At 53.4% G+C, this 12754-nt stretch carries 9 protein-coding genes; 1 reads left to right on the top strand and 8 read right to left on the bottom strand.

Annotated features, from left to right (window positions below; all coding sequences use genetic code 11):
- Positions 1-3: 3 nt before the first annotated feature.
- From NST04_RS09965 to NST04_RS09950, 4 genes are all read right to left on the bottom strand, one after another.
- A complete protein-coding gene (locus NST04_RS09965) occupies positions 4-837 on the bottom strand; it encodes a DUF3891 family protein (protein WP_341184110.1) in 834 nt (277 codons plus the stop codon).
- A 374-nt stretch (positions 838-1211) separates the two neighbouring features.
- Positions 1212-1976, bottom strand: a complete 765-nt coding sequence (gene sdhB, locus NST04_RS09960; RefSeq protein WP_341184109.1) for a succinate dehydrogenase iron-sulfur subunit — start codon at positions 1974-1976, stop codon at positions 1212-1214.
- A gap of 38 nt (positions 1977-2014) precedes the next feature.
- A complete protein-coding gene (gene sdhA / locus NST04_RS09955; RefSeq protein ID WP_036701593.1) occupies positions 2015-3757 on the bottom strand; it encodes a succinate dehydrogenase flavoprotein subunit in 1743 nt (580 codons plus the stop codon).
- A 207-nt stretch (positions 3758-3964) separates the two neighbouring features.
- Positions 3965-4630: a succinate dehydrogenase cytochrome b558 subunit gene (locus tag NST04_RS09950; RefSeq protein WP_036727089.1), complete on the bottom strand. Its 666-nt coding sequence runs from the start codon at positions 4628-4630 to the stop codon at positions 3965-3967.
- A 414-nt stretch (positions 4631-5044) separates the two neighbouring features.
- Here NST04_RS09950 and NST04_RS09945 point away from each other — a divergent pair, with 414 nt between their 5' ends.
- Complete coding sequence (locus NST04_RS09945; RefSeq protein ID WP_036701597.1) at positions 5045-5944, top strand: LysR family transcriptional regulator; 900 nt, start codon at positions 5045-5047, stop codon at positions 5942-5944.
- A gap of 114 nt (positions 5945-6058) precedes the next feature.
- Here NST04_RS09945 and NST04_RS09940 read toward each other — a convergent pair whose 3' ends face one another.
- The 4 genes from NST04_RS09940 to NST04_RS09925 all read right to left on the bottom strand — a co-directional run bounded on the left by NST04_RS09940 (position 6059) and on the right by NST04_RS09925 (position 12581).
- Positions 6059-7708 (bottom strand): ABC transporter substrate-binding protein, encoded by a 1650-nt coding sequence (locus NST04_RS09940; RefSeq protein ID WP_341184108.1) that lies wholly within the window; start codon positions 7706-7708, stop codon positions 6059-6061.
- 65 nt (positions 7709-7773) lie between these two features.
- Positions 7774-8673 carry a carbohydrate ABC transporter permease gene (locus NST04_RS09935; RefSeq protein WP_341184107.1) on the bottom strand — a complete coding sequence of 300 codons (900 nt, stop codon included), beginning with the start codon at positions 8671-8673 and terminating at the stop codon, positions 7774-7776.
- A 14-nt stretch (positions 8674-8687) separates the two neighbouring features.
- Positions 8688-9647: an ABC transporter permease gene (locus NST04_RS09930; RefSeq protein WP_209875949.1), complete on the bottom strand. Its 960-nt coding sequence runs from the start codon at positions 9645-9647 to the stop codon at positions 8688-8690.
- 666 nt (positions 9648-10313) lie between these two features.
- Positions 10314-12581 carry an AraC family transcriptional regulator gene (locus NST04_RS09925; RefSeq protein ID WP_341184106.1) on the bottom strand — a complete coding sequence of 756 codons (2268 nt, stop codon included), beginning with the start codon at positions 12579-12581 and terminating at the stop codon, positions 10314-10316.
- Between the last annotated feature and the right edge of the window lie 173 nt (positions 12582-12754).

Genomic DNA, 12754 nt, shown 5'->3' with positions numbered 1-12754 from the left:
ATACTACCCCTTAGTGCGCTGACCGGCTCCGGTCTTAGCCCGCGAGTCCTCCTCCGGTCCGCTAATGACCTTGATCCGGCATTCTTCCTCAGGAGCCTCGCGGTAGGCGCGGGCAATTCCCTTATCCTTAATGTCCGCCCGGCTGACCCGCCGCTGCTTGAAGCTCACTTCAACCTCCTGCGTGAACGGAAACGGAGTCAGGGTCAGCGTAGCGCTGTCCTGCCACTCCGCCTCAATGGCACGGCCGGAGGTGAAGCTGAACTCCTCGCTGCCGGAGAAGCCGTCTACGAACCAGGGGTGCTTCTCGGATTCGGCGCTGCCCGGCTTGCTCAGCGCCAGGAACAGCGACAGATCGTCGCAGAATTGCAGCAGTCTGGCGTCATAATACAGCTCGCCTTCTTCAAGCGGCTTGCTCTGCTCCAGCGCCCGGTGGATACGGGCGCGGCGGTCCGCTTCACCCTCCAGATATTGTGTCAGCTCCGGGCATTCCTCACCCGACACCTCAATTAACCGTTCAAAATGCGAGCTGCACAGCAGCGCCCCGTATGGGGTCTTCGCTTCCACCTCATCAATTCCCCGTCTATAAAAGGTCAGCTTCGGCACAACCGGGAAATCAAGGAAGCTGTAAGGCAGCCCCTCCGCATCATTCCAGAACGGTGTCTCATCCAGATCAATCCAGCCCCGGTCATGGTTGCTTACTGCCCACAGCACCTCAGCCCGGCGGCCTTCCGCAGGCGTATGCTCTTCCTTGAACCACTTAGCAAATTCTCCGGCCAGCAGCCCGTGCTCATGCTGCTTCGTCATTACAAGCGTTCCATCCTGTTCACGGCAAATCACAGTCATTCCTCCCCCTTATCCGCTACGCTGGCGGCTATCTTCAAAATATAAGAATTTATAGGTTTTACGCTATAAATTATCCTTCTATTTCTCGCTGAAACGATACCGTCCTTAAAAGGACGGCAAAGCCGTTTCCACTTGGCTATGTAGATTATAACATATCCACCTATATTTATCGGAACCTGCGGACGTATGGCTATTCTATGCAGCTTCAGGCTCTTCATTACAGGCTGTCTACACATGTACCCCTTTTCCAGCCGGCCAGAAACATCCGTACCTGTAACAATGCCGGGCGCAGCCAAACAGGCCACCCAGTAATGACATCTGAATGGCCTGCTACGATTCTGTTTATAGACGAATGGTCTGAAAAATGCTCAGACTCCCAGCCAACGCTTGAACATATGCTTGGTTGTCTGCTTGTTGATCTCGGCAATGGAGGTCGTGAGCGGAATGCCCTTCGGGCAGGCACGCACACAGTTCTGCGAGTTGCCGCAGCCATCGATGCCGCCGTCATCCATGAGCGCATCCAGGCGCTCTTCAGCGTTCATCTCACCTGTCGGGTGAGCGTTGAACAGGCGCACCTGGGAGATGGCTGCCGGCCCGATGAAGTTAGTCTTCTCATTAACATTCGGGCAAGCCTCCAGACAGACGCCGCAGGTCATGCATTTGGACAGCTCATACGCCCATTGGCGCTTCTTCTCCGGCATACGCGGTCCCGGACCGAGATCATACGTGCCGTCAATCGGAATCCAGGCTTTGACCCGCTTCAGGGCATTGAACATCCGGCTGCGGTCAATGACCAGGTCGCGCACGACCGGGAAGGTCTTCATCGGCTCAATGCGCACCGGCTGCTCCAGATTGTCGATCAGCGCTGCGCACGCCTGACGGGGCTTGCCGTTGATGACCATGGAGCAGGCGCCGCAGACCTCCTCCAGACAGTTGGATTCCCAGCATACAGGAACCGTATTATCGCCTTTCGCATTCACCGGATTCCGCTGAATCTCCATCAGCGCACTGATTACGTTCATCCCCGGACGGTAGGCAAGCTCGAACTCCTCCGTATAGGGGCTGGTCTCCGGTTCATCCTGGCGGGTAATAATAAATTTCACATTTTTGGGAGCTGCTGCTGTTTCCGCCATGTCAGTTACCTCCTAGAAAGTTTGGTTAGTCTAACCGGTCAGTCCTTCGAGTAATCCCGCACGCGCGGAGGAATCAGCGACACATCGACTTCCTCGTAGGAGATCTGCGGGCCGTCTGCTGTCCAGGCGGCTTTGGTGGTCTTGAGGAATTCCTCATCATTACGCGTCGGGAATTCCGGCTTGTAATGCGCGCCCCGGCTCTCGTTGCGCAGCAGGGCTCCAAGTGTCATCGCCTCCGACAGCTCCAGCATGTTCCAAAGCTGGCGGGTGAAGGCTACCCCCTGGTTGCTCCAGCGCGAAGTGTCGCTCATATTGATATTCTTGTAGCGTTCCTTCAGTTCTTTGATTTTGCCGATGGTGGCTTCCAGCTTCTTATTCTCACGCACCACAGTCATGTTCGCCGTCATCCACTCGCCAAGCTCCTTATGGATCACGTAAGCATTCTCTGTGCCAGTCATCCCGAGCAGCGACTCATATTTATCGGTCTGAGTCTTGTGGAAGCTGTCGAACACCGTGGAGGAAATATCCTGCACCGATTTCTTGAGGCCTTTGATATACTCCACGGCCTTCGGTCCGGAGACCATCCCGCCATAAATGGCAGAGACCAGGGAATTCGCTCCCAGACGGTTGGCCCCGTGGTATTGATATTCACATTCCCCTGCCGCGAACAAGCCGGGAATATTCGTCATTTGATTATAGTCGACCCACATGCCGCCCATTGAATAATGCACAGCCGGGAAGATTTTCATCGGAATTTTGCGGGGATCATCCCCCATGAACTTCTCGTAGATCTCGATAATCCCGCCCAGCTTGACGTCAAGCTCCTTCGGGTCTTTATGCGACAGATCCAGGTAGACCATGTTCTCGCCGTTAATGCCCAGCCCCTGATCCACACACACATTGAAAATCTCACGGGTAGCAATATCGCGCGGCACCAGGTTACCGTACGATGGATATTTCTCTTCGAGGAAGTACCACGGCTTACCGTCCTTATAGGTCCAGATCCGTCCGCCTTCGCCGCGTGCCGATTCCGACATCAGCCGCAGCTTGTCATCGCCGGGAATCGCCGTCGGGTGAATCTGAATGAATTCCCCGTTCGCATAGTGCACACCCTGTTGATACACGGCGCTTGCGGCGGTTCCTGTGTTGATGACCGAATTCGTCGTTTTGCCAAAAATAATCCCCGGACCGCCGCTGGCCAGAATGACCGCGTCCGCCGGGAAGGTCTGAATCTCCATCGTCTTGAGATTCTGGGCGCTGATACCGCGGCAGACCCGCTCGTCATCCAGAATCACCGAGAGGAATTCCCAGTTCTCACTCTTGGTAACCAGGCCTTCCGCTTCCCAGCGGCGTACCTGCTCATCCAGCGCATACAGCAACTGTTGCCCGGTAGTCGCACCTGCGAAGGCTGTGCGGTGGCGCTTCGTTCCGCCGAACCGGCGGAAGTCGAGCAGCCCCTCCGGCGTACGGTTGAACATTACGCCCATCCGGTCCATCAGGTGAATAATGCCCGGTGCTGCTTCGCACATGGCCTTAACCGGCGGCTGGTTGGCCAGGAAGTCGCCGCCGTAGACAGTATCGTCGAAATGCTCCCAAGGCGAGTCGCCCTCGCCCTTGGTATTCACGGCGCCATTGATGCCGCCTTGCGCGCAGACGGAATGTGATCTTTTGACAGGGACCAGTGAGAATAGATGTACATGCGCGCCGGACTCAGCGGCCTTAATGGTAGCCATCAGGCCGGCCAGACCGCCGCCCACGATGATGATATCGGCTGATGCCATGATTGTTCCCCTCCTAAAAAGTTTTGCGGAAGATCCGCTTCTTCGAGATAGCTGAGCAGCAAAACTTGCTTCGGAAGCATAGGCTTAAGTTTTGTCAGCGTCTGCTTCCTGATTCCTCATCGTACAAAACTTGCCTCGGAAGCATACGCTTTGGTTTTGTGAGTGTGTCCCAGCAAAAGTTAACCGCTTCCACTCACCTGTATATCCTTAAATGAAACTGCGCACTGACTGCATCGCCGTAGCGGCAGTTTGGAATTCATCGTTACGGAAGGTAACCAGCGACAGGACGAACATGAAAGTAACGATAACGAAAATACCGAGGCAAAGTACCGACGATACTCTCTGCGAACGCGGACCCACCGTGATTCCCCAGCTGATCAGGAACGACCATAGACCGTTGGAGAAGTGGAAGCAGGCAGCCACGATTCCGACAATATAGAGAGTCATCAGCAGCGGCTGGGTCACAATGTTATGCATCACTCCGCCAAGCTGATCATGCTCCACCTTGCCGAGCGCTACCTGGACGCGTGTGTCCCACAGATGCCAGACAATGAAGATGAAGGTGACAACTCCGGTGATCCGCTGCAGCGTATAACGCCAGTTGCGCTCTAGATTGTAGCGGTTCAGGTTCGGCTTCGACTGGTACGCGATGTACAGGCCGTAGACTCCATGGTACAGCAGCGGCAGCCAGATGCCGAACAATTCCAGGAAGAAGACAAGCGGCAGGCTGTTCAGCCACAGCACACTGTCTGTGAAACCAGAAGCGCCACCCTCTACTGCTGCGAAGTTCGTCAGCATGTGCTCAAGGAAGAATGCCCCGAGCGGGATAACGCCGAGCAAGGAATGAATCTTTCTGGAATAAAATCCTCTCATGCAAAGTGTCCCCTTTCCATATAAAACAGCGTTTTCACAAGTCTTTTTAAAGAGCATACACCGCCGGGAGTACAGTTGAAACAGGGCAGCGGCAGTCTTGATTTACCGGCTAATAGTCTGTTTTCACCACTATCCATTGTTTTCCCGGACTTTGCTGAATAATTCACAATATGTGAATATCTTGTGTCACTTTTCATGTTACTCTTTTTTTGCTTATAAGGGAATTGCAATCTAATTATTAATCGTTATACAATAATTGCATAAGAATATTTTTAATATGATAATAATTCTCATTTAGCTTCATCAATAACTTACAATTTAGGGTTGTCTTCCTGCACATCAGGAGAACCTTGACACATCGGCTATGCCTTTTATCACAGTTGTATGGGATTTGTAAGAGAGGAGCACTATGAAATGTATGATGATTTAGATGCTTTTGCTGCGGTGGTGGAGCATTCCAGCCTGAACCGGGCCTCGCGCCAGCTCAACCTGTCCCAGCCGGCCCTCTCCCGCAAAATCTCCAAGCTGGAGGAGCGGCTCGGCGTCGCCCTGTTCAACCGCTTCGGTAAGCGCCTGGAGCTTACAGAGGTCGGCCGCCTTACCTACACTTATGCGCTGGAGCAGCGTCAGCAGCGTTCCAAGTTTCTGGAAGCGTTATCGAAGTTCAAGGAGGGAGAGCCGCAGCTCGTAACCCTGGGCGCCAGCCTTACCACACTGCAGACAACCCTGCCCCCTCTGGTAAAAGCGTACACAGAGAAGTATCCGGCAGCCGAGCTGAAGCTCATCACCGGGAAGACTCATGAAATGGTCACCGCTGTCAGCGAAGGCAAATGCGATGTCGCCATCATCGCCTCCCAGGTCCAGGAGCCGGGGCTGCGCTGCATCCCGCTGTTCGAGGACCAGCTCCGGCTGGTCGTCTCCGAGCAGCATCCGCTGACCCTGACGCCGCGGCTCACCATGGAGCATCTCTCCCGGCTGCCGATGATTCTTTTCTCCAAGGGAACCTGGTACCGCCGGACGACAGATGATCTGTTCCAGCGCTGCGGGGTTGATCCCGATGTACGGATGGAGATCGACTCCTTCGAGGCCATCGTCCGCCTGCTGCCGACGATCAAGGCTGCGGCCCTGCTGCCGAACTCTTACTTGCGTCCGGAGCTGCTGAACGGCGGGGGGCTGGTCTCCCTGCACATCAAGGAGCTGGAGCAGACGCAGCGGACCACTTGCCTCATCTACCAGAGCAGCGGCGGACTCAGCACAGCAGCGCGCTGCCTGGTGCAGGTCACGGAGGATGTCTTTCTGAACAGCCGCGAGTAGCGGCGGGGAACACAGCAATCACCCGGCAAGCTTCCGTAATGCTACGGATCAGCCTGCCGGGTGAGGATACTGCCGGGTAATTCTTTTGCTATACTAAACCAGACTTACACCGGATTAACGGAATTTGCCTGCATCAATTGCCGCCTGCTTCTCATCGAGAATCTCCTGGTAGCCTGCCTCCAGATACGTCTTCTTGGCGGCTTCATACGTAGCATCGAATTCAGCCTCCGGAGCGAGCACCACCTTCACGTACAGCTCCTGGAACAGCGTGTTCAGATCGGCCTTGTATTCGTTCACCTTCTCCAGCACCACATTGAACAGGGCATCCGGTGTACGGAATTCGGCAACCTCGTCATAATATTTCACCAGATCATCCGCAAGCGGCTCATAACCGGCCGGTGCCCAGTTCCGCAGGTTGGCCTTGCGGGTCTTGGCTTCATCCGGGTACTGGGCAATTTCCGTCACCAGACCCCAGTAGTCCTTGTTATTGTTCTGTGCCAGCACCGCTTCGCCCTTATAATCCGGGTTCTTCAGCGCAATGCCGTCTGCGTCAAGCGTATAGTTCTCCCCTTCGATCCCGTTCTGGAACTTGAACAGGTTCTCCGGCTGGCTGAGCCATTCCAGATACATCCACACGGCTGCGCGTTCTTCCGGCGTGGATTCATAGTTAATGCCCATAATGAAGCCGAACGGCCAGTAAGCGCGTCCCTGAGGCTTCTTGCCTTCCGGAACCCCTGCATACGGAGGCACCACCGCAAACTCAGCATCGGGGTTATTCTGCAGCGTAGCCGCAAAAACATCGGTGTTGTTCGCCAGATAGAAGCCGAAGTTGCCGGTTTTGCCTGCCACGAATTCCGCCTTAATCTTCGGCTCATCGTTGCGCAGGTAGAATTCTTTATCAATCAGGCCATTGTTATACTGATAATTGAGGTTTCGCAGGTAAGCCTCTGTCTCCTTCGTAGTCAGATCGGCAACGCTGAGATCGGAATACAGCGCACGATACTTCGCATCCACGGGCCATTCACGGAACGGATAGTTGAAGTTGAAGAAGTTCTGCAGCAGATTGCCGCCGCTCACCCCGAGTCCGGCTTCCTTCCACTTGGCAAGCATCTCGTTATACTTTTCGAGCGAGGTGAGATCCTCCACCTTCATGCCTACCTTTTCCACCCAATCCTTGCGGATAATGTTGACGAAGTTGTCGGCTTCCGGGCGTGCAGCGAAGAAGAAGGTCTTCTGCTCATCCACGGTACCATACTGTTCAATCGTTTCACCCATGTTCTTCCAGTAGGTCGGCGCATAATTCTGGATCTCTGCATAGTCGAGCGGCTGCATCACATCCTCGCCATAATAAGTAAGCGCTTGCGGCATATCATAATGGAAAATAATATCCGGTGCCTTGTGCGAAGCCAGAAGCTGCTCGAAATCCGTTACTTCCTTGGAGCGGGTAATCGGCACATAGTTAACCTCTATATTATATTTGTCGCCGAACTCCGCCTGTACCCAGCGGGTATAGTAGTTATCGGACACGTTCCAGCCTTCATAGGCACGCTCATAGACCGGAATGTCCAGCGAGACTTTTTTCTCGAAGCCCTTGGAATAATCAGGATAGGCTCCTTCGGCCTGGTTCGTAGCAGCGGCTGTCTCGGCCGGCTTATTGCTGGATTCGGCTGTATTCTTGGTGTTATTTCCCCCGGAGCATCCGGCCAGCAGGCCGGCCGTCATGACGGATGCCATCATTAACGAATACACGCTTCTTTTACTCATCGCAATTCCCCCATTTTTTGAATTTTCGTAATTCCAAAGAATGACTATATACCAGGGACGCAGGATTACTCCTTAACGGCTCCGAGCATAACACCTTGAACGAAGTACTTTTGGACGAACGGATACACACAGAGGATAGGCAAGGTAGCGAATACAACGACTGACGCCTTCAGTACTTCGGGATTGCTGAGCTGCACCTGGCTGGCTTCCAGCTGGAAGCTTTCACTCGCCTGAATGACCAGATAATACAGCTTGAGCTGAAGCGGCCGGAGGGAGGTCTCATGCTTGATATAGAACAATGCGTCCTGATAAGCATTCCAGCGGCCCACCGCATAGAAAAGGGCAAGTGTCGCCATAATCGGCTTGGATAAAGGCAGCACAATGCTGAACAGAATCCGGAAATGCCCCGCGCCGTCGATCCGTGCTGACTCTTCCAGACTTACGGGAATCCCGTGCGTTAGAGAAGTCTTCATAATCAGCAGATTGAAGGCACTGAAGGAGAGCGGCAGCACCAGTGACCAGATCGTATCCATCAGTCCCAGATTGTTGATGTTCATATAGTCGGGGATAATGCCCCCGCTGAAGTACATGGTGAACAGGAAAATGAAGGTGATCACTCTGCGGCCCTTGAACTGGGTTCTGGACAGCGGATAGGCGGCGCAGATGGTCAGGATCATGCCCAGAATGGTGAACAGCACCGTCACGATGACCGAGATGTACAGGGAACGGAGGATGCTGGCATCCGCGAAGATTTTGTTATACGCTTCAATGGTGAAGCCCTGCGGCCACAGAAAGACTTTGTTGGCAATGACGAAGGAGTCAGAACTAAGGGATTTCGATACGACATGAATAAACGGCAGCAGGCAGATTAATGAAATGATGACGATAACGAGGCGGATCAGTGTTTCCCAGATATCTATGCGTGCTTTGTGGGGTGCGGCAGTGCCTCCGGCTATGGCTTTCATGGTTCCTCTCCTTTCTACAAAATCCCATCCTCGCCAAGCTTCTTGGCTACGCGGTCCGCGGAAATGACCAAAATAATTCCGATGACGGACTGGAATAATCCGATGGCGGTCGCCCTGCTGAAATTGCCGCTCTCGATCCCCCAGCGGTATACGAGGACCGGTATGGTGGTGGTGAACTCGGTGGTCGCTTTATTTTGCAGCGCATAGATCCGCTCGAAGGAGCCGTCCATTACTTTGCCCAGCGCCATAATCAAGAGCGTCACAATCGTTGCCCGGATCGATGGAAGGGTGATATTCCAGACCTTTCTCCAGCGGCCTGCCCCGTCTACCGTAGCCGCTTCGTACATCTCGGGGTTGATCCCGCTCATCGCCGCCAGATAGATAATCGTACCCCAGCCCATGCTCTGCCAGACCCCGATCACGAGATAGCTGATCAGCCAATTCGTATCCTGCTGCAGGAATGGAATCCGGGTGCCTCCCATCAGTTCTATGAGGTTATTGACAACACCGCCCCCCTCGCTGAGGAGCTGATAGGCGATGGCTCCGATAATGACCCAGGACAGGAAGTGGGGCAAATACAGCACCGTCTGATTGATTCTTTTGAACCGTACGCTCTTGATCTCGTTCAGCAGCAGAGCCAGCACAATCGGCATCGTGAAGCTGAAGCAGAGGTCAAGCACGTTCAGCAGCAGGGTGTTGCGGACGGCCCGGATGAAATCAGGCTTGGCAAACAGGTCCTGGAAAACCTGTAATCCCGCCCATTCACTGCCCCAGAAGCCTCTGGCAATCTTATAGTCTTTGAAGGCGATTACAAGTCCGGTCATTGGCAAATATTTGAATACGATGACAAAGGCCAGCGGAAGCATCACCAGCAGATAGAGCTGCCAATCCCGCTGTAAATAATAGCTGAACCCCTGTTTCCTTCTTAATAAAGGACTGTGATTCGTTTGTGAAGCGCTTGCAGCTTTCAACATATTCACCTCCTGCCTTGAATTCTTCTTACCGGCTGCCGGCTCATGGTCTCCGGCCTGACTTCTATGCTATCGCCTTTGCCGGGGCTTGAATATCATGAGTATTGATGATCACCTATCACAATTGATTCACAAATGATTGTTGCCCGGCACACCAAGCTTCAGACGAAAGTGCATTATCAAAACTGATAGGCATTCCCAAAAATAATAAAGCGCTTTCATTTATGGTGTCAGGTACAAGGTGGATAAAAATTGGATGGTGAGGGAGGGGGGTTGTGCTCTTCATTCGCTCGTTTAGCCAACTTTCTCGGGATTCAGGTGCACTTGTGCTCTTCATCTACTCACTTTCAGCTCCATCAGAGGGATTTATCCCTCTCATTTCCCTATCCGGCCCACTTTTTGCTCCATCAGAGGGATTTATCCCTCTCATTTCTGCATCCAGCCCACTTTCAGCTCCATCAGAGGGATTTATCCCTTTCATTTCCCTATCCCGCCCATTTTCGGCTCCATCAGAGGGATTTTTCCCTTTCTTTCCCGCCGCCTACCCACTTTCCGCAGACAAGCCGAAACAATATGGTCCCTGAAAGGAGCTACCGTTCCGCCGGGGAGGGCTTTAATGGGCTCCTAAGGGCTTTTATTTTACAGGATTTTATGACCATCTATGAACTTCTAAGAACTCTTGCTCTTCGCTGACTTGTAGCCGCTTGGCGGCATGCCTTCATACTTGCGGAAAAAGCGGTTGAAGCTCTGCACATTGGCATAACCGACCTCAGCGGCAATCTGCTTGATCGTCAGCCCCGAATCCAGCAGCAGCTCCTTGGCCTGCTCAATCCTTAGCTGGTTGACGAAGTCAATCATGCTGCTGCCGGTCTGCTCATATACAAGCTTGCGCATATAGGAGTAGCTGATGCCTATCTGCTTGGCCATATCCTCGAAGACGATCTCTTCCCGGTAGTGCTGCTTCAGGTACTCCGTGATCCGCTGCGCATAATTGGTCTCATGGGCGCTGCGGTCCAGGCTCTGTACAATCTCACAGTAGAAATCATACAGGTACTCCTCCAGCTCATCCAGCGTATCCATGGCGGCGAGAATCGAATATACGTTACCCCGGCCCATAATCATCCGTCCGGTCCCGAGGTGATTCTCGCGCAGATGCTTGATCGTCGCGCCCATCAGCTGATGATAGATGAACATAATATTATCGTAGGAGATATTGTCCTCTGCGGAGATCTGGCTGCGGATGCTCTGCAGCTCCTTGAAGATACCCGCCAGGTCGCCGGCATCCAGGAAATTGAGGATTCGCCGCTCGCTGCTCTCAGAATCAACATACTTGCGGCTGTTATCCTCCCCGTCATGCCAGTACATGATGCTTCCGGCCCCCTTGATCATGCGGCGCTTGATCACCTCCATCGCTTCGAACAGCCGCAGCGCCACCCTCTCCGGAGCATCCGTCCGCTCACTTACCCCAATCGTGACCGAATGCTCCAGCAGCTCAAGGGACTGGTCACGGATCTCCTCCAGCGCCTGATGAATCAAAGTGCTGTGCACCTCCCCCTCCTCCGGGGCAAAGTTCAGTACAATCACTGTACAGCCCTCATTATGGTAGACACAACGAGCTACCAGCGCTTCTGGGAAAACACTCTCATATTTGGCACTCAGCAAATACCGGTGATAGCTGCGCGTCTCGACATTGGTATGTCCAACGTATCTTCTATATTGGTCGATGGAGACCACCACCACTCTGTAGCAGGCATGCGGAAAAACCTCCGTGATCCGCGGCGGAATCTCACCGCGCAGCAGACGGTGTACGGCCAGACTGCGGGTATCCTGTTCACGCTCCTGCAACAGCTGGAACAGGCTTTCTTCCTCCTCCTGCATCCGTTTGAAGGCCAGATCCAGGAAGGCCAGCTCATTCTTGTTCACTACGCCCACATCAATCTTCGAGCGTATCGTCTGCACCAGCTGCCTCAGGGGCCTGGACAGCCAGGTGGCAAGGAAGATGGCCAGCAGCGTTCCGAGTACAATGATCGCCCCCGTCAGCAGAATGATATTTCCCTGCATCTCTCTCGATTTGGTCATCAGCTCATCCATGGAGCTCCAGCTTACATTCCACCACCCGGACAAGGAGGAACGGCTCCAGGCATACACCGTCCGTTTACCCTCCAGCTTACGGAAGGTGTAGCCTTCACTGGCTTCCTGATTCAGAATCTCCTGTAAGAACGGCAGCTTACGGCTGTCGGAGAGCAGCATGGACTGGTCATTGAAGGAAATCACCGTACCCGCAGCGTCCAGCAGGAGGTAGTTGCTGTCACCCACCTCGGTAGCATGCAGATATTTGCCGATCTGGCTCTCCTTCATATTGACGACGATTACTCCCCGGGTGGTAGTAGACAAGCGGTTGAGCGGGTACACATAAGACACCACGTTCTCGCCCGACGCAAGCTTACGGGGCACCCATACCCCGCTGATCCCCCTGCGTCCCTTAAGCGCTTCTGTAATCCATCCGATAGGCTCATAGCGGGCAAGCGTCGTGATGCTGCTGTCGGTAGAGAAGACATAATCCGAATCCTCCAGGACAAAGAATGAAGAATACACACCATCCACCCGGCGGTTCAGGTTCAGCAGCTCCTTAGTCACGGACAGCGCCAGACTTACATTATTATAGTTGGCGTTAATCTCATCGTAGGTCTCGAAGCTGCGGATGCGGTCAAAAATATTCGTCGCCGCCAGACGTGACGTATCCTGGGCCAGATTGGCCAGCGCGTTCTCATTCAGCCTGCGGTTGGCATTAAGCCCGGCCAGCGTAGATTCCCCGATAGCTGCTTCAGAATTCTGTATAATCTGTGACCCGCTGTACCAGGTCAGGACTGCTGTAGGAATAGCCATAATGCAGAATAGAATCAACGCCAGCTGCAGGATCATCGGTGTTTTTTTCATCACATATCCCCCTAAGGATTTCAATGTTACCGCTTTCAATATTTTTATTTTATCATTTCAGGATACATTTTACATATGTGTATAGGAAAATTTTTCAGTCTCCGCACAGCATGTCACAGGCTGGTGTCCATTGCTCTGATATGCGGATGCAGGCTTACGCAGAAACAGCAAAA

The sequence above is a fragment of the Paenibacillus sp. FSL H7-0756 genome, assembly GCF_038006765.1.
Lineage (GTDB): Bacteria > Bacillota > Bacilli > Paenibacillales > Paenibacillaceae > Paenibacillus_AQ.
This window is presented reverse-complemented; position numbering and strand designations above follow the sequence as displayed.